At 66.1% G+C, this 17,627-nt stretch carries 14 protein-coding genes and 1 pseudogene; 3 read left to right on the forward strand and 12 right to left on the reverse strand.

The genetic code is table 11. The annotated features are described in order from the left end of the window. Positions 1–222: 222 nt before the first annotated feature. The 5 genes from carB to EOHIBHHM_RS12860 form a co-directional block, all read right to left on the reverse strand. Positions 223–3,456 carry a carbamoyl-phosphate synthase large subunit gene (carB, locus tag EOHIBHHM_RS12840; protein ID WP_497251168.1) on the reverse strand — a complete coding sequence of 1,078 codons (3,234 nt, stop codon included), beginning with the start codon at positions 3,454–3,456 and terminating at the stop codon, positions 223–225. Positions 3,457–3,991: 535 nt separating this feature from the next. Then, complete coding sequence (locus EOHIBHHM_RS12845; protein WP_497251170.1) at positions 3,992–4,795, reverse strand: GNAT family N-acetyltransferase; 804 nt, start codon at positions 4,793–4,795, stop codon at positions 3,992–3,994. A 4-nt stretch (positions 4,796–4,799) separates the two neighbouring features. Beyond that, positions 4,800–5,132 (reverse strand): TFIIB-type zinc ribbon-containing protein, encoded by a 333-nt coding sequence (locus tag EOHIBHHM_RS12850; protein WP_497251172.1) that lies wholly within the window; start codon positions 5,130–5,132, stop codon positions 4,800–4,802. A gap of 74 nt (positions 5,133–5,206) precedes the next feature. After that, positions 5,207–5,740, reverse strand: a complete 534-nt coding sequence (locus tag EOHIBHHM_RS12855) for a DUF5815 family protein (protein ID WP_497251174.1) — start codon at positions 5,738–5,740, stop codon at positions 5,207–5,209. A 119-nt stretch (positions 5,741–5,859) separates the two neighbouring features. Continuing rightward, complete coding sequence (locus EOHIBHHM_RS12860) at positions 5,860–7,110, reverse strand: sulfite oxidase (protein ID WP_497251176.1); 1,251 nt, start codon at positions 7,108–7,110, stop codon at positions 5,860–5,862. Between the two features lie 213 nt (positions 7,111–7,323). Between EOHIBHHM_RS12860 and EOHIBHHM_RS12865 the strand changes: the two genes are divergently transcribed. Both EOHIBHHM_RS12865 and EOHIBHHM_RS12870 read left to right on the forward strand, forming a co-directional pair. Further along, complete coding sequence (locus tag EOHIBHHM_RS12865) at positions 7,324–8,964, forward strand: DUF255 domain-containing protein (protein WP_497251178.1); 1,641 nt, start codon at positions 7,324–7,326, stop codon at positions 8,962–8,964. Positions 8,965–9,062: 98 nt separating this feature from the next. Continuing rightward, positions 9,063–9,878: a TrmB family transcriptional regulator gene (locus EOHIBHHM_RS12870; RefSeq protein WP_497251180.1), complete on the forward strand. Its 816-nt coding sequence runs from the start codon at positions 9,063–9,065 to the stop codon at positions 9,876–9,878. Positions 9,879–9,917: 39 nt separating this feature from the next. Here EOHIBHHM_RS12870 and mptA read toward each other — a convergent pair whose 3' ends face one another. From mptA to EOHIBHHM_RS12890, 4 genes and pseudogenes are all read right to left on the reverse strand, one after another. Beyond that, positions 9,918–10,844, reverse strand: a complete 927-nt coding sequence (gene mptA, locus EOHIBHHM_RS12875) for a GTP cyclohydrolase MptA (RefSeq protein ID WP_497251182.1) — start codon at positions 10,842–10,844, stop codon at positions 9,918–9,920. A gap of 64 nt (positions 10,845–10,908) precedes the next feature. Further along, complete coding sequence (locus EOHIBHHM_RS12880) at positions 10,909–11,322, reverse strand: DUF7124 domain-containing protein (RefSeq protein ID WP_497251184.1); 414 nt, start codon at positions 11,320–11,322, stop codon at positions 10,909–10,911. A 108-nt stretch (positions 11,323–11,430) separates the two neighbouring features. After that, complete coding sequence (locus tag EOHIBHHM_RS12885) at positions 11,431–11,643, reverse strand: DUF7979 domain-containing protein (protein WP_497251186.1); 213 nt, start codon at positions 11,641–11,643, stop codon at positions 11,431–11,433. Positions 11,644–11,803: 160 nt separating this feature from the next. Then, positions 11,804–13,041 (reverse strand): annotated as a pseudogene (locus tag EOHIBHHM_RS12890) (NAD(P)/FAD-dependent oxidoreductase). Positions 13,042–13,259: 218 nt separating this feature from the next. On the opposite strand from EOHIBHHM_RS12890, the gene EOHIBHHM_RS12895 reads away from it, so the two are divergent. Then, positions 13,260–13,808 (forward strand): DUF6149 family protein, encoded by a 549-nt coding sequence (locus EOHIBHHM_RS12895; protein WP_497251188.1) that lies wholly within the window; start codon positions 13,260–13,262, stop codon positions 13,806–13,808. An 11-nt stretch (positions 13,809–13,819) separates the two neighbouring features. Here EOHIBHHM_RS12895 and EOHIBHHM_RS12900 read toward each other — a convergent pair whose 3' ends face one another. The 3 genes from EOHIBHHM_RS12900 to EOHIBHHM_RS12910 all read right to left on the reverse strand — a co-directional run bounded on the left by EOHIBHHM_RS12900 (position 13,820) and on the right by EOHIBHHM_RS12910 (position 17,547). Further along, positions 13,820–15,304: an MATE family efflux transporter gene (locus EOHIBHHM_RS12900; protein WP_497251190.1), complete on the reverse strand. Its 1,485-nt coding sequence runs from the start codon at positions 15,302–15,304 to the stop codon at positions 13,820–13,822. Next, positions 15,301–15,948 carry a TetR/AcrR family transcriptional regulator gene (locus EOHIBHHM_RS12905; protein ID WP_497251192.1) on the reverse strand — a complete coding sequence of 216 codons (648 nt, stop codon included), beginning with the start codon at positions 15,946–15,948 and terminating at the stop codon, positions 15,301–15,303. The genes EOHIBHHM_RS12900 and EOHIBHHM_RS12905 overlap by 4 nt, the downstream gene beginning before the upstream one ends. A 234-nt stretch (positions 15,949–16,182) precedes the next feature. Next, positions 16,183–17,547: an NAD(P)/FAD-dependent oxidoreductase gene (locus tag EOHIBHHM_RS12910; RefSeq protein WP_497251194.1), complete on the reverse strand. Its 1,365-nt coding sequence runs from the start codon at positions 17,545–17,547 to the stop codon at positions 16,183–16,185. Positions 17,548–17,627 lie beyond the last annotated feature (80 nt).

Below are 17,627 nucleotides of genomic sequence, written 5' to 3' on the forward strand. Positions count from 1 at the left end.
TCGCAGCCGCTCGGCGTGGTTAAAACTGCAGGGCGGTCCGCCGAAGACTGTGTGATCGTGAGTGGCCAGGCCACTATCCGACGACGGCGGACCGACGCCTGTCGATGAGACTACGACCGGAGCGAAGATAACCGCGTCGCCAGCGAGAGAGAAACGTCAGCGCAATCGAGAGCGTCGTTACGAGTCGGTTCTACTCCGGTCCGCTCGAACGGCGCTCGCCGTCTACTTCCCCCACTCGGCCTGCCGGGTCGGACGGTCGGAGACCGCCTGGACGTCGATCGGGTCGTCGCGTGCGCGCAGCCCCTCGAGTGCGGCCTTCGCACTCGCGTGTGTGGAGAAGTAGGTCACGTCCTCCTCGACGGCGACCTCCAGCGCGTCGCGGTTGCGCGAGACGACGAGGTCGACCTTCCCTCTGCGGATTGCGTCTTCGAGGTCGTCGAACTCTGCGAGGTCGAAGAACTCGCCGAAGCCGTCGACGAGTTCCTGTGCCTCCTCGCTGTCGACGTCTGGGAACTCCTCGGCAGAGAGGTCGACCACGGCCGTCCCGTCGGCCGGGATGGATTTACCCGTCGCCGACTGGGCCTTCTCGTAGGCCTTGCCGAACGAGGACGCCGTTCCCATCACTTCGCCCGTGGACTTCATCTCCGGGCCGAGACGCGGGTCCGACCCCGGTAGGCGGTCGAACGGGAGGACGACCTCCTTCACGCTCACCTGTTCGGGAATCTGCTCTTGGGCCTGCAGTTCCTCCAGCGTCGACCCGGCCATCACCTTCGCCGCGAGTTTCGCGATCGGGACGCCCGTCGCCTTCGAGACGTACGGCACCGTCCGCGAGGAACGCGGGTTCGCCTCCAGCACGTAGACCTCGCCGTCCTTGACTGCCAACTGGACGTTCATCAGCCCGACCGTGTCGAGCGCGCGAGCGATGTCCTCCGTGACCTCGCGGACGCGGCCGAGCGTCTCCTCGTCGAGCGAGCGCGGCGGGATCATACACGCCGAGTCGCCGGAGTGGACGCCCGCGGTCTCGACGTGCTCCATCACGCCGCCGATGAGGATGTCCTCGCCGTCGGAGACGGCGTCGACGTCGAGTTCGACCGCGCCGCCGAGGAACTGGTCGACGAGGATCGGCTTGTCGGGCGAGACGCGGACCGCCTCCTCGATGTACTCCTTCAGGTCCGCGTCGTCGTAGACGACCTCCATCGCACGGCCGCCGAGTACGTAGGAGGGACGCACGAGCACCGGGTAGCCGAGGTCGCTGGCGAGTTCCAGCGCCTCTGCCTCGCTCGTCGCGGTGCCGCCCTTCGGCTGTTTGATGCCGAGGTCGTCCATCAGCGCGTTGAACCGGTCTCTGTCCTCCGCGAGGTCCATCGCCTCGACGGTCGTCCCGAGGACGCTACAGTCGAGGTCACGGCGCGCGAGTTCGGCTTCGAGCGGTTCCCCGATGTTGACCGAGGTCTGTCCGCCGAACTGCACCATCACGCCGTCGGCGCCAGTCGCCTCGACGACGTCGGCGACCTCCTCGGCCGTGATCGGCTCGAAGAACAGGCCGTCGGAGGTGTCGTAGTCGGTGGAGACGGTCTCGGGGTTGTTGTTGACGACGTGGGCGTCGATGCCCATCTCGCGGAGCGCACGGACCGCGTGGACCGAACAGTAGTCGAACTCGACGCCCTGTCCGATGCGGATGGGGCCGCCACCGACCACGACGACGCTCTCGACGTCGGGGTCGACGCGGAGTTCGCCGCCGGCGGACTGCCCTTTGAACGGGCCGGTGACGAACTCCGGCTTGCGCGAGGAGTAGTAGTACGGCGTCTGGGCGGCGAACTCGCCGGCGCAGGTGTCGACCTGTTTGTAGGTGCGACCCGGCACCTGCTCTTCGACCTCCGTGACCGACGCACCAGCCGTCGCGGCGATCTCGGCGTTCGTGAAGCCGGCGGTCGCCGCCTCGGTGAAGTCGCCCTCGGCGGCCGCGACCGTCGAGTCGGCGACGCGCTTGAACCGCTCGACGTACCACTCTTTGATCCCCGTCAGGTCGATGACCTCCTCGACGGTGTAGCCGCGGTCGAACGCCTCGAACATCGCGTAGGGACGGTCGGGCGTCGGCGTCACGAGGTACTCCTCCTCTAGCTCTTCGTCGTCGACCTCGGCCCAGTCCGCGGCGGGGTCGTACTCCGAGGATCTGAGCGCCTTCAACAGCGACTCCTCGAAGGTGCGGCCGATGGCCATCGCCTCGCCGGTCGACTTCATCGCCGTCCCGAGCTCGAAGTCGACGTCGCCGAACTTGTCCTTCGGCCACCGCGGGACCTTCGTGACGACGTAGTCGATCGCGGGCTCGAAGGCGGCGGTGGTCTCGCCCGTGATCTCGTTCGTGATCTCGTGGAGACGCTTACCGAGGGCGACCTTCGCCGTCACGCGGGCGATGGGGTAGCCGGTCGCCTTCGAGGCGAGCGCAGAGGAGCGGGAGACGCGGGGGTTCACCTCGACGACGCGGTACTCGCCGCCGGGCGTGCCGTCGTCGTGCCAGGCGAACTGGATGTTACAGCCGCCCTGGATTCCTAACTCCCTAATCACGTCGAGTGCGGCAGTGCGCATCTCCTGGTGGCCGTCGTCGGGGATGACCTGCGAGGGGGTCACGACCGTCGACTCGCCGGTGTGGATGCCCATCGGGTCGATGTTCTCCATGTTGCAGATGATGATACAGGAGTCGTCGGCGTCGCGCATCACCTCGTACTCGAGTTCGACCCAGCCCGCGATGGACTCGGTGATGAGCACCTCGCTGTTGCGCGAGAGGCGCAGTCCCTTGCGGACACGTTCGACGAGTTCGTCCATCTCGTGGACGACGCCGGAGCCGGAGCCACCGAGCGTGTAGGTCGTCCGCGAGATGACGGGCAGGCCGCCGACGGCGTCGACGGCCGCCTCCACGCGGTCGACCAGGTTCTCCTCCGTGAGCGACTCGACGGACTCGCCCTCGTCGAGCGAGATGGTCGTCGAGGCGGGTACCGGCTCGCCGATGTCCTCCATCCGCTTCCGGAAGAGATCGCGGTCCTCCGTCGCGTAGATCGTGTCGAGCGGCGTCCCCATGATCTCGACGTCGAACTCCTCTAAGACGCCCTCCTCGGCCAGTTCGGCGGTGACGTTCAGCCCCGTCTGTCCGCCGAGGCCGGCGATGACGCCGTCGGGACGCTCCTTCTCGATGATCTCCGAGATGGCGTCGGTCGTGATGGGTTCGATGTAGACGCGGTCGGCCATCTCCGGATCCGTCATGATCGTCGCGGGGTTCGAGTTGACGAGAACGACTCGGGCTCCCTCCTCCTGCAGTGCGCGGCAGGCCTGTGCACCGGAGTAGTCGAACTCCGCTGCCTGGCCGATCTGGATGGGTCCACTACCGATGAGCAGGATCGTTCTCTGCTCGGACGACTGAGACGCGGATGCAGTTCCGTCGGCGGTGTTCTCGTCGGTCATCATCGAGACGAAATCCGTACATCGTAATAAGCCCGGCGAAAGATTACGAGGTGCGAAGCAGTTTTGCGAATTTCGAAATCGGCGTCGCACACCGATCGAGGCTGTCGTGCCGGACGGAGCGGTCGCGAGACGACCGATCTGGGAGGGGTGTGAGACGACGACACGATCGTCGCCCGAAGCGGCGGCGACGGAGAGCGAGTCCAGAGTTTCGACTCGAGGGTCGAACGGTCACACTGGGAACGGACGAAGACACGCGACGACGAAACGAGACGCAGGAGTTAACATCCCTCCATCGGTGGAGTCCAACGGAAGCCGCTCCCTTTCAGGGACGAAAATGCGACGTGCTGGGACACGTCGCGAATGGCTTCTCGAACCTCCGGGCAAGGGATTTCGAAGCCAACCCGGGATTGTGGCCGAGACACAATAACTTTTGATTACTCAGCGGCGAGCACAAGCTATATGACCGGACGTTTCGCCGGTATGGTGTTCGATACTGAACGGTTCGACGACCGGGCTATGGTCCGCGCGCGCGTCGCTACAGGTACGACCCGTCGTAGTCGTCGTCCGGCCGTCGGACGTTCCCGCAGTTCTGACACTCGAGTCGCTCCATGCTGTCGATGGAGACGTCGGTCGACCCGCAGTTCGTACAGTAGTAGCCGTGCTCCGTCGTCCGCTCGCCGTCGGTGTACGTCGAGACGAACCCGCCTTCGGTCCCCGGCACCACGTCGTCGCCGAGGTACACCTCCTCGCCGTCGGCAGTGGCGGTGTCCGGCAGTTCGCTCGCGACGGCGTCGGCGTCCCACTCCTCACGGTCCCCTTCGCGGGCGGCGTCGTTGCCCCGGTCGTCCGCCTCGACGTCGGCCTGCGCCGTGAACGCGTACTCGACGACGTCGAGACCGTCGATCTCCGTCCGCCACTCGTCGGTCTTCCCGTAACCGAACCGCTCGAAGAACGCGCCGGCGGCGGTGTTCGACGAGAGGACGACGCCACGCACCGTCTCGACTCCCTGGGACTCGAGTTCGTCGACGGCCGCCTCGAACAGCGTCGTCCCCACGCCGAGACCGCGGCGCTCGGGGTCGACGTGGAGCCAGCGGACGGACCCATCGTCGACGTCCAGTCGTACGAACCCCGCGAGCACGCCGTCGTCCTCGGCGACGAGCGTCGTGTCGTCGCCCTCGAACTGGGACCGGAGGTCGTCCTCGACGAACTCCGCGTCGAGTATCGTCTCGATGTCCTGCGGACTGAGCGCGTACGCCTGCGTGAACGTGCTCTCGGCGATCTCGCGCACGCGGGCGGCGTCGTCCGGTTCCGCTCGGCGGACGGTGGGCTGGTCGCTCATCGGATCAGTCCTCCCGCCACTTCTGGACCGCCTCTGCGCCACAGTTCGGACACTCCTCCGGGAGTCCGTCCTCCAGTTCGCCCATCTCGCCGCACTCCGCACAGCGCCACATGATGTAGCCCTCGCCGAACTCCTGTCCGGGGTCGTGCTCCTGAATGTCCTGACTGTCGGCGTACCCGTCGTCGTCGACGGACAGGCTCTCCTCGCGGATCGACACCTCGAACCCCTCACTCGTCATCCCGGTGACGACACCGAGTTGATCGCCCTCGTGGTCGTAGACGACCATCCCCGGTTCGATCGGTCGTTGCTCTCTGTCGGAGTTCGTGTCGTCGCTCATGTGACGCGATTCGACCACCAGACGGTTGATTGTGACGGCCGACGACGGCAGCGACTCGCGTCAGGTGGCGTCGGTCACACGTAGACGTCGTCGGCGTCGACGTCGCGCTGAGCACGGTACTGGTCGACGAACTCCTCGACGTCGAAGTCGATCATCTGCGACTCGAACTCGGCGGTCGCGTTCGGGTCGTCGGTGTGGCTGACGGCGTGTTCCATCAGCTCGACGAGGAGTTCGACGATGATCTCGTGGAGTCGACGCGAGTCGAACGCCGTCACCCACACCATCGAGTAGCCGACGTCGTGGTCCTGAGTGACGTCCTCGGAGACCACTTGTCGAGGGAACTCTTCGAGGACGATGCCGAGCATGTGCGGCGTGTCGAACTCCGGCATCTCCTCGCTCGTCGTCTCGATGGCCTCTCGTAACACCTCGACGAGGAACTCCGGGATGAAGCGGTCCGGGGGGTGGATGTCCATGACGACGGCGTGGCTCTCGCCGCAGGCGCAGTCGAACTCTCGCATCCCCATGTCGAGGTCGCGGATCCGTTTCTCCTCGCCACAGGGGAGTTCGAGAACGTCGCCGCCCCCGCCCGGCACGCGCGGTTCTGCCATAGAGGCTCTTTGTCGATTGGCTCGTTTAAACGTCGCGCTCTCGGGTAACCGGAGAGGGCGCGCGACTCGAGACGTTCCGGAGCGATGTACGTGGTGTCCGGCGTCTCGTGGTGCGTCGTCTAACCGTCGACAGTGACCGTGACCCCGAGCGGAACGAAGGCGTTGTTTCCGTAGCCTTTCTGGTTCCACGGATACTGCGTGTCGTCGATCTCGCGAAGACCTGCCTCCGGGTCGGCAACCGTCGCCGGTTGCGTCTGTCCCGTCTCGTCTGTCGCTCGCGAGAGGAGGGTGTGCGTTCCCTGTGGGGCCTCCCAGACGTACCGGAACTTTCGAACGGCGTGTCGACCGAACTCCGGCCCGACGAACTCCGCCTCGTCCCACGTCTCGCCCCCATCGACCGAGATCTCGACCCGTTCGACTTCGTCGTCTCCTGCCCACGCGACGCCGTTTACTTCGACGCAGCCGTCGGGCGTCGGCGTCAGTTCGCTCTCGTCGTCCGGCGACGTGATGAGCGATTTGACGAGTTGGTCGAAGAGATAGGCGTTCTGCACGTCGTTTGCCTGCATCTGCTCGTAGGTGCTGTGCGTGTCGACCGACGCGTGCCGGTCGGGTTCGTCGTCCTGTGCCGGCAGGATTCGATACGACGACTGCTGATAGTTCGTGTAGTCGCGTCCGTCTCTCGACTCCCACTCCTCGCCGCTGACCATCTTCTCCATCACCCGCATCTCTTCGACCCACTTGACGCTGTTGTTCCCGAACCAACCGGGAACGAGGAGACGAACGGGATACCCGTGTTCCGGGGTCATGGGAGTGCCGTTCATCTCGTAGGCGAGCAGGCAGTCGTCGACGGCCTTCGACATCGGAATCGACCGGCAGAACACGTCCTCGTCGGCGGCGGCTTCGCCTCCCATCACCGTGAGCCAGAGTCCGTCGTCGGTCGCAGCACCGCAGTCGTCGAGAATCTCCCGTACTGGCGTGCCAGTCCAAACGGCGTGGCCGACGGCCCCGTAGGTCCACTGGTCGCCCTCCGCGTCCGGAGAGAAGTACGCCCGACCGTTCCCCGAACACTCCATCATGTGAACGACGGACTCGGTACTGTACCGGTGTTTGATGTCGTCCATCGAGAGGTCGACGTCTTCGTCCAGCAACCCCCGCAACGAGACGGTCCACTCCCGCTCGTCGATGTCTGGCGTGCGATGGTGACTCCTGACGTAGTGTTCTTCTCTCGGAGTGAGGTAGCTCTCGAGGTGCTTGCGCGATGCCGTCTGGGCGTTCAGTGGTTCTTCGGAGAGGGCCTCCAGACCGGAGAACTGCTCGGTCTCACTCCGGCGCGGCGGAGACTCCTCTCTGTGAGCGTCGTCGGGTTCCATGGGAGGGATAGAGGTTTCAGAGGGAACGTCTCGTAGATTCTGCTTGTAAATGAAACCTAACCTCACCGACGGAGGGGAGGACGGAACCACGCGACAGTGCAACCAGACGACAACGCTCTGCGCTCACACAGAGTTCGAGGTGAAAGCCCACGACTTCAGTCGTGGGTAACTTACCTCGAAGCCCTTACCCGGCACCGCCTCCGACTCGTAGGCATGACCGACCAGACGCACGTCGAGTGGCGAGAGTGGGGGCAGGCGGCCTTCGACGAGGCTCGCGAGACCGGCAAGCCCGTCCTCCTCTCGCTGTCGGCGACGTGGTGCGCCAGCTGTCACGAGATGGACACCGAGACGTACGCCGAACCGCGCATCGCCGCCAACGTCAACGACGGGTTCGTCCCGATTCGGGTCGACGTCGACCGCCACCCGCGCGTCCGCGAACGCTACAACATGGGCGGGTTCCCGACCACGGCGTTTCTGACGCCCGACGGGGAACTGCTGACGGGTGCGATGTATCTCGGTCCCGACGGGATGCGACAGGTGCTCGACCGGGTCCGCGAGATGTGGGACGCGAAGGGCTCCGAGGCCGGACGCGTCCCCCGCGCACTCGCCGGCAACCCGACGCCGTCGAGCGAGGTCACCCCCGCCATCGAGGAACACCTCGCCGGCCAGTTGAGCGAGAAGTACGACGAGCGGTTCGCCGGGTGGGGGTCCGACGCGAAGTTCCCGATGGCCCGGACCGTCGAGTTCGCGCTGAAGCGGGAACGCGAGCAGGCGCTGCGGACGCTCGACGCCGTCCGCGACCACCTGTTCGACGACGTCTCCGGTGGGTTCTTCCGCTACGCCGGCGCTGGCGACTGGAGCGACGTCCACCACGAGAAACGGGTCGACGCCAACGCCACGCTCCTGCGGGCCTTCGCCAACGCCTACCTCTACACCGGCGACGAGGTCTACCGGGAACCGGCCGCCCGGACCGTCGACTACCTCACCGACGAGCTCTGGACCGGCCTCGGCGTCGGCGGCAGTCAGGGACCGGCCGAGGGACGGGACTACTACCTGCTCGACGCCGAGGAGCGCGCCGAGGCGCGACGACCCCGGACCGACCTGACCGTCTTCGCCGGCGGCAACGCCCTCGCCGCCGACGCGCTTCTCACCTACCACGCCTACACCGACGACGAACACGCCCGCGAGTACGGGCGGCGCATCCTCGACACCCTCCGGACCGACCTCGTCGGCCGGGAGCGTGAGGGCGTCGTCACTCGCTTCGTCGCCGGCGACGACGTCGGCGAGTCGCTCCTGCTCGAAGACCACGCCCGCGTCGTCGCCGCGTTCTGTCGCGCCCAGCAGGTGCTCGGCGAGGGACTCGACGTCGCCCGCGCCGTCGCCGACGCCGCCGTCGAGGAGCTGTTCGACGAGGGGTCATTCCGCGACGGTCCGGCGGCCGGACCGGGGATGCTCGACAGACCGCTCCGTCCCCTCGACGGCAACGTCGAGATGGCGGACGCACTGCTCGATCTCGCGGTACTCGCCGACGACGAGTCGTACCGCGACGTCGCCCGCGACGCGATCGGGGCGTTCGCCGGCGCGGCCGACAGAATCGGCGTGCAGGTGGCCGGCTACGGCGGGGTCGCCGCCCGACTCTGCCGCGATCCGCTCGTGGTCGCCGTCGCCGACGACGTCGGCTCGGACCTCCACCGTGCCGCGCTCCGCATCGCCGACCACGAGAAGATCGTCCTCCCCGACGCCGCCGGCGATTACGAGGCCGGGACGGCGTATCTCCTCGACGGCGACGAGCGACATCCCGCCGAGACACCCGAGGAGTTGATGGCGACGGTCGCCGAACACGCACGACTCTGAACCGGGCGACTCTGAACCGGACGACCGAAACAACCGACCAACTGATTCTCCGTGTAAACGTCCGATGTGTTTTTATTCGTGGCTTTCGTTGGTGGAGTATGGCCGACCTTCGGGACCTCGGGCTGTCGGAGTACGAAGCTCGCTCGTACCGGGCGCTGTTGCGAACCGGACCGACAACGGCGAAGGAGTTGTCACGAGCCAGCGACGTGCCGATGGGCCGCATCTACGACGTGCTCAACACCCTCGAGCAGTACAGTCTCGTCCGGAGTCAGGCGGCGAGTCGACCGAAGAAGTACGTCGCCGTCGAACCCGACACGGCGCTGGACCGACTGCTGGAGGACAAACGGAAGGAGCTCGAGGAGAAGGCCCGCCAGTACGAGGGGATCGTCGACGAGTTGGTCGACGAACTCGACGCGAGCGAACCCGTCGAGGGACAGTTCTGGACGGCGGCCGTCGGCCCCGACGAGACGGTGGACCTGCTGCTCGAACGCCTCGCCGCGGCCGACCGCCACATCGTGATGGTCGCGGGGTCGTCGTCCGTCCAGTTCGACCTCGGCGAGGTCGGCGAACTCGTCGTCGAGGAGCTCGAGCAGGCGCTCGACCGCGGCGTCGAGGTGCTGCTCCTGATGTCGCCGGAGCTAGTCGAGACGCTCCCGCCGAGCGTCGGCGACCGGTACGCGGACTATCTGGTCGACCACCCGCAGTTCGAGGTGCGGACGACGGACAACGTCTCGGGGACGTTCAACCTCATCGACGACGCGGAGGTCTGCATCGAGGTGCCGAACCCGCTGGACCCGGGCGAGACGTTCGCGATGATCGACCTCAAGGACCCCGAGTTCGCCAGCGACGTCCGCCGCGTCTTCGACCCCCGCTGGGAGAGCGCCGAGGTGCTGTCGCTGTCGCTGTCGGAGTAAGCAACGAGAACGGACGGGGTCCGAACCGCGGATCGCGACCTACGGACGCATCTCCGAGCGGAGTCGTTCCATCGTCACTTCGCGCTCGGCGTGGGCGTTGTGCTGGTGGATCGACTCGTCGTTCGACTGTTTCATGTGGACGACGGCGTCGTCCGGCAGGTGGTCGAACTGGTCGACGACCGACTCCGCCAGCGAGCGCACGCAGTCCTCGACGAACTTGGCGTTCGCGTGGGCGTGGTAGGTCATGTGGTCTTCGTCGGGTCGCTTCGCGAGGTTGTAGATGCGCGCGCTCATCGAGTCGCGGGCGGCGTCGACGATGTCGATGAGGTCGACGTCGGGCGACCCCTCGCTGGTGATGGTGAGCGTCGCGTGGCCGCGCTGGGAGTGTCCCGGCTGGGGAACCTTCTCCAGGAACTCCTCGATGGTGTCGTCGTCGACTTCGAGGTCCTGTAGCACGTCGCGAGCGCGAGAGGCAGACATCCCCTGCGAGCAGGGACAGACGGTCATCCCGACGACCTCGGCACCGATCTCCTCGCGAGTTCCCTCGTCGGTCGCGGTCGCGCTGGCGATGATCTTCGTCGTGCTCTGGGTCTGGAGTTCGCTCGCGGGAGTGTCCTCGCGGATGATGAGGTCCGCGGTCATCTTGACCTCCGCCGTGGTGGTGTAGTCGTGTTTCGCGAGGAGCCGTTCGGCAGCCTCGCCACAGAGGTCCTCGACGCGGTAGGCGGGTTCGCTCACCGCGGCCTCGAGCACCTCGTCGATGACCTGCATGTTGCGGCTCATGTCGATCCCCTTCCGACCGCCCGGCAGGTCGACGAACACCTCGAACTCCGCCATCAGGATGAGTGGACGCTTCCCGTCGCGGGCGAGCTTCACGAGTTTCTCGACGCCGGTGACGCCGACCTGACTGAGCCCGACGGTGACGTCGGGCTGCGTCGCCTGGACGTCGGGCAGCTGGTGACTCATTATCGGTTCAGTAGGAGTCTCGCCGATTAGGGCTTTCGATAACGACACTCTCCCGCCGGACGTCTCAGGGCCAGTCGTCGCGCGTCTCGGCGTCGAACGGGTCCTCCTCGTCGTCGTCGCCGGTGGCGAGCGTCCAGTCGGCGGCCTCGGCGGCGTCCTCGACGTGGAGGAACTCCCACCCGCAGCCCTCGGCGACCTCGCGGTCCTCGTCGGTCGTCCCGACGAAGACGTGGCGGTCGGTGTCGAACTGCCGCTTGACGTTCTCCAGGCTCTCCTCGACGCCGCGAGGGCCGGAGAAGAAGTCCTGTCGGATGCGCTCTTTGCGCGTGAAGTTGGTGACGACGTAGGTCGGCTTCTCGCTGACGACGCCGACGTACTTCGTCCACTGTCGGGCATCCTCGAAGACGGCGCTCGGGTCGGCGACCTCCTTCAGCGCCTCCAGTTCGAACGCGAGCGTCATCGTCCCGCTGTTGTCCATGGTCTACACTCGCGTCGGGTCTCGCAAAACCGCTTCGGTCGCGTACTGACGCCGTCTACACACGGTCCGCTCGATCTGCCGGACGTGGCGTCGCCGTAGAAAGCGCTCTCAGTCGACGCGGAGGTAGTCGGTGAAGACCACGACGTCTCCCGACTGGAGGTCGTCGGGTACCACCTTCGGGACGGTCTCGTCGTCGGCCCACGCGAGCACGTACTCCTGTGCCGGCTCACTCAACTGGTCGAAGTGGCGTACCCGCGCCGAGGGGTGGACCTGTTCGACGCGTGACAGCGACTGTACTGCCGGTGAGACGGACTGTGACATACGATACCAATGACCACAGTCGTACATAAAAGTTACTGCTGACGACTATCCAGACGACGAGACAGTTGGATCGAGACGGACGACGAGGTGAGAAACGGGACGGTCGAACGAAGACGGGAGCGGGTGAACGAGAGACGGAAGACGGGCGGGAGAGTCGGGGTTACTGCTCTTGAGTCGGTGCGAGGTCGTCGGGGTCGAACTTCTTCTGCATCAGGACGTCCTTCTGGTCGCCGACGACGCGCTCTTCCTTCATGAGTCGTTTGTAGGCGCTCTGCGGCGCGAGGTCGCCGATGAGGACGCCGCCGACGATCTTGCCGTCCTTCAGTGCGAGGCGGCGGTACTCGGTGTCGGAGTACTTCTTCTCGACTTCGTCGTCGCCGATGGTCGGATGACCGAACGAGAGGAACGGGAAGTCGAAGTGCGTGATCGAGTACGAGGAGACCCAGCGGAACTCCGCGGACTCGGGGTCGACCATGTTCTTGCCGGCGATGGTCCCCTGTTCTTTCGCGCTCCCCCACGACCCGTTCTGGGCGTACTCGCCGAGGATGGTGTCGTAGAAGCGCGTGAGGTCGCCGGCCGCGTAGACGTCGTCGACGTTCGTCTGCATGTGCTGATCGACGAGGACGCCGTCGTCCTGCTTCACGCCGGTCCCCTGGAGGATCTCGGTGTTGAAGTTCAGGCCGATGGCGACGCCCGCCCAGTCACACTCGAAGCGGTCGCCGTTCGGGTCGACGGCGGCGGTGACGTGGCCGTCGTCGTCGGTCTCGAAGTGGTCGACGCCGCTGCCGAAGACCGGTTCGACGCCGACGTCGCGCATCGCGTCGTGCATGATCTCGGCGCCCTCCTCCGAGAGCGCGTAACGCCACCAGGCGTTGCCCCGCATCAGATACTTCGCGTCGATCCCCTGGGCACCCGAGATGGCCGCGAGGTCGATACCGAGCAGGCCGGCCCCGACGATGACGGCCTGTTCTCCGGACTCTGCGCTCTGTTTGATGCGGCGAGCGTCCTGGAACGTCCAGAAGTGGTGGACCCCCTCGGCGTCGCTGTTGTCGACCGGCAGCTGCGTCGGCGTCCCGCCCGTGGCGACGAGCAGTTTGTCGTAGTCGAGCACCTCCTCTCGTGGGTCTCGAGGGTGTGTCCCTCGGGGTCGATGTTCTTGACGTGCGTGTTCAGTCGGAGTTCGACGTCGCGCTCCTCGTACCACGACTCGTCGTGGATCGAGATGGGCGCTTCGGGGAGTTTCCCCTTGGCGAACTCCTTGATGAGGATCCGATTGTAGAGGGCCTCCCCCTCGTCGGTGATGACGGTGATGTCGGCGTCGGGTGCCTCCTCGCGGAGGGTCTCGGCGGCGGAACTCCCTGCGATCCCGTCGCCGATTATCACATACGACTCTGTCATGTGCAGGGGGTTTGTATCCGGGGTTAATGTGGGTTGCTATCTTCACCATTCCTCGTCTGAAAGGGGTATAAGGAGGTTAGAAGCCGAATGTCGCGACCGAAACCGCCCGACGGCCCATCGACCGAGCGAGGCGGACGGACCGGCGTCGATCCGTCGTCGCGGACCGCGAGACGACCGGTAGCGTGGCCTTCAAGGCGACGGAATTCCAACTCCGACACATGAAACTCCGTCAGAACGTGCGACACTTCGCGTTCAAGCAGGCGTTGACCGCACCCGTCGTCGGCGAGAAAGTCACCGAGAAACTCGTCGATCTCCACGTCGACGTCTTCGGAGAGAAGGCGGCCGAGGGTCGTCGCGAGGAGCGCGAACCGCACATGGAGGCGTTCTTCGACTGCACGTTCGACACCTACGTGTCGGCGCTCGAAGCGGGGTTCACCGAGGCGCAGGCGCGGGAGATCACCCACATCCAGGCGAACTTCGACTTCTACAACCACGGCTGGACGGAGATGATGGAGTTCCCGGTCGACGAACTCGAGGAACACTACGAGCGGTACCAGCCGTTCTTCGAGACGCACGACATCACCATCGCCGACCCGCTCGGCGACTTCCGGAACCGCGAGATCCCCGACGCCGCGTCGACGCCGGAGCGACTCGACGACCCCGAGCATCCGCACGCCGAAGGCGGGTTCGCCGACGACGTCTACGTCGAAGACGACAGCGGCGAGATCACCCGCGGCGGTGCCGACCCCGAGGAAGCGGCGGAGTAGCCGAACCCCTCTCAATCGTCGGCCGGCGTCGGTCGCGACGTGTCGACGACGTTGTTCTGCCACGTCCCCCGTAGGAACCACAGAAACCCGAGCACCGCGGCGGCGACGTTCGAGAAGGCGATCCCCCACCAGACGCCGGTCGGACCGAACCCGAACTGCGTGACGAGCACGAGCGCCGCCGGGATGCGGAGCACCCACAGCGAGACGAGCGAGAAGGCCATCGCCGTTCGGGTCGATCCGCTGCCACGGAACCCGCCGTTGACGACGTTGAACACGCCGAGGAAGGCGAACGTCGGCGCGATGATGCGGAGATAGTCGACGCCGATCCCGATGACGGTTTCCTCGCCGGGGATGAACACCGCGACGATGGGGCGGGCGAAGAGGGACGCGACGGCACTCACGCCGACGAGCGCGGCGGCGATGATACCCGAACTCGCGAGCACCGCCCGTTTCGCGCGCTCGGCTTGGTCCGCCCCGAGGTTCTGTCCGACGACGGTCGAGGTCCCCTGTGCCAGTCCGATCGCGGGGAGGAACACCAGCGAGTTCAGGCGGTTACCGATACCGAAGGCGGCGACGGCGGCCTCGGTGTCGACGCCGACGGCCTGCGCCCCCGCGAACGCGACGACGGCCGTCAGGACGGTCACGCCGAGTGCGCGCGTCGACTGCTCGACGCTCGACGGCGCGCCGATGCGGACGATCTTCTCGACGGTCTCGCGCTCGGGGATCAGGTCGCGCGGTGAGAGATGGATGCCGACGCGACCCGAAAAGAGGAGGTACATCCCGACCAGCGCGCCGACACCACGGGAGAACACCGTCGCGATGGCGGCCCCCTGCACGCCGAACCCGGCGAACCCGGTCGCCGCGAACAGCGACGACTGGAGCCCCTCGAGACCGACGACGCCGAAGAGGGGGTTCTCCGTGAACCCGAGGATGAGAAAGGGGTCGAGGACGACGTTGAGGACGACGCCGAACGCCATCAGATACATCGGCGTCTTCGTGTCCCCCCACCCGCGCAACAGCGCCTGGAACATGAAGAAGCCGAACATGAAGTAGACGCCGAGGAAGATCGTCCGGGTGTAGTCGACCGCCATCGTGTGGACGGCGGTACCGGGGGTGGTCCCGATGAGCGGGAGGAGTAGCGGCGTCAGCACGTAGCCGATGGCCGAGAACACCACCGAGACGAGCACGACGAAGCCGATCGTCTGTCCGGCGACGTGGTCGACGGCGTCGTGGTTCCCGGCCCCCTTGTTCTGGGCGACCAACACCGTGCCGGCGACGGTGAACCCGCCGCCGATGGAGATCATCAGGAAGACGATCGGCCACGAGAACGACAGCGCGCTCACGGCCGTCGAGCCGACGCGACCGACCCAGAACGTGTCGGCGAGGTTGTAGCCGACCTGCATCAACTGCGAGAGGACGATCGGGAGCGACAGCACCAACATCGGTCTCACCAACTCGCCGTCGACGAGGTCGACGTCGCGACCGGCGGCGCTCACTCCGTCGCCTCCGTATCTGTCGTCTCGACTGCGTCGTCTGTGTCCCGTCGGAGGCTCTCGAGGACGAACTCGTCCAGCCCTGCGCGAACTGCCGCCGGATCTTCCTCGTCGCCGAGGACGACCGCGGCGCTCCGTCCGCCGTCGAGGGCAGCGAGGACGAACCGGGCCGTCTGTTCGGGGTCGACGGGGCGGAACTCGCCCGTCTCGATGCCGTCCCGCACGATGTCGGCGACGATGCGCTGGATGGACGCCTTGTTCGCCCGCAACTGCTCACGGTAGGCTTCGCGATAGGGTGCCTGCACCCGGAGTTCGAACAGCGCACGGTAGAACCCGTCGCGGTCCTCGTCGCCCTTGTCGGGGCTGAGGCGGTCGAAGAGACACTGCAGTCGTTCGGTCGCCGACGCGCCGTCCGTCTCGGCGATCTGCTCGTCGAACCGTGCGAGCATGTGCGCCAGAAAGCTCACGAGGAGCTTCTCCTTCGTGTCGTAGTGATAGTGGAGGAGGGCAGTGCTCTTGTCGGCCTCGTCGGCGATGTCCTGCATCGTCAGCTCGGCGAACCCGTGCGTACAGAGCGCGCGATAGGTCGCCCGCATGATCGACTCGTGGGCGTCGGGTGGGTCGGAGGGAATCGAATCAACGGTCACTAACTGATTAGTCAGTCAGTTTCGCATAAGGGGGTTTCGGTTCGCAGCATACGATCCCGGTCGGTCCCGAACCGATGACAATCTCTGCTGGGGTCGATGCCGTTCTCGCTCCCGACGGACGCTCTCGTGGCTGTTCCGGTAGACACGCTGCTCGCCGAGTTCGACGGCAAAGAGAGGTGGAGAACTCGGCCGAGTTGAGCCGAGCGAACGGTTCGTTGGGCTGCGTTCGCGCGGTCAGTCCGACTGTGGCTGTCCGGCCGTCGGCCCGTCGGCCGTCCGATCGGCCCGCTGCTTCTTCGCGATTCGGTCGGCGCACTCGAACCCGGCGACGATGCCGCCATTGAGACTGCGCTCGGGGTACTGGGCGCGACTCGCCATCCCGGCGTAGTAGACGCCCTCGGCGGTGTCGTCGGCCAGATCGTAGGGGACGACCATGTCGAGGTAGCCCCGTTCGTAGACCGGTGCGGCCCGCGGGTTACGGGCGATGCGCACCTGCTGGACCGACGAGCGGTCGAAGTCGGGGAACATCTCTCCGATGTGGTCGAGCCACCGCTCTTCGACCTCGTCGTCGTCGGCCTGCCAGAGCCACTCCTCGGAGTCCTGGATGTAACTGGCGACGTAGAGGAGGTGCTGGCCGCCGTACCGCTGCGGCGGCACGAAGTTGGTGTGTTCGATGAGCGCGCCGAACGGCGCCTCGTGGCCGATGTTGAGCCAGTAGGTGTCGGTCAGCGGTTCGTCCATCGTGACGACGGCACAGACCGCCCCCTGGAAGTCGATGTCGCACTCGTAGCCGACGAGGTCCTCTAGGACGTTGGGCATCGCGGCGACGACGACGGAGTCGGCGTCGTAGCTCGTCTCTTCTCCGTCAGCCTCGACGGTGACCGAAGAGACCGCACCATCGTCGACGGCGACCTCCTGAACGCGCGCGTCGGTGGTGATGTTCTCGCGGCCGACCGCGTCGACGAGCGCGTCGAGGAAGGGGGCGAACCCGCCCTTGAAGTAGCCGAGATACTCGCCGCGCAGGAGGTCGCGCTCGCCGCGGAACTTGATGCGGCCGAGCAGCCACGCGGCGCTGACGTCGTCCATCCGACTCCCGAACTTCGCACGCAACAGCGGCTCGAAGAAGTTCTCGTAGACGCCGCGAGTGGTGTGTTCGAGCAGGAACTGCTTGATCGGGACGTGCTCGAAGTCCTCGAGGTCGTCGTAGGTGTCGAACTTCGGAACCCCGCCGCGGACGTCGATCTCCTGCGTGAGCATCCCGAGGCGGAACTTGTCGTAGAAGCTCATGTGCGGGTACGCCGCGATCTGCGGGAGCGTGTCCAGCGGATGGACGACGCCGTCGACGTAGTAGGCGTTCTTCCCGATGCGCCACTCCAGGCGGTCGCCGACGCCGAGTTCCTCCGCCAACTCGACGATGGTCTCCTCTGACTTCGAGAGATGGTGGTAGAACTTCTCGATGGGGTCTCCCGGCGTCTCGTAGAGCGCGGCGAGGCCGCCGACCTCGTCGGTCGCCTCGAACACCTGTACCTCGTGGCCACGCTGCTGGAGCCGGTAGGCAGCGGCGAGTCCGGCGATTCCGCCGCCGACGACAGCTATCATGCCGAAATCTCCGGCGGCACATCGTAAGTCGCTTACCATCTGTGTACGGCGAGCGGCCCGTAGGCTTTTGCGGAATTCTC

The organism is Halogranum roseipondis, assembly GCF_059695585.1.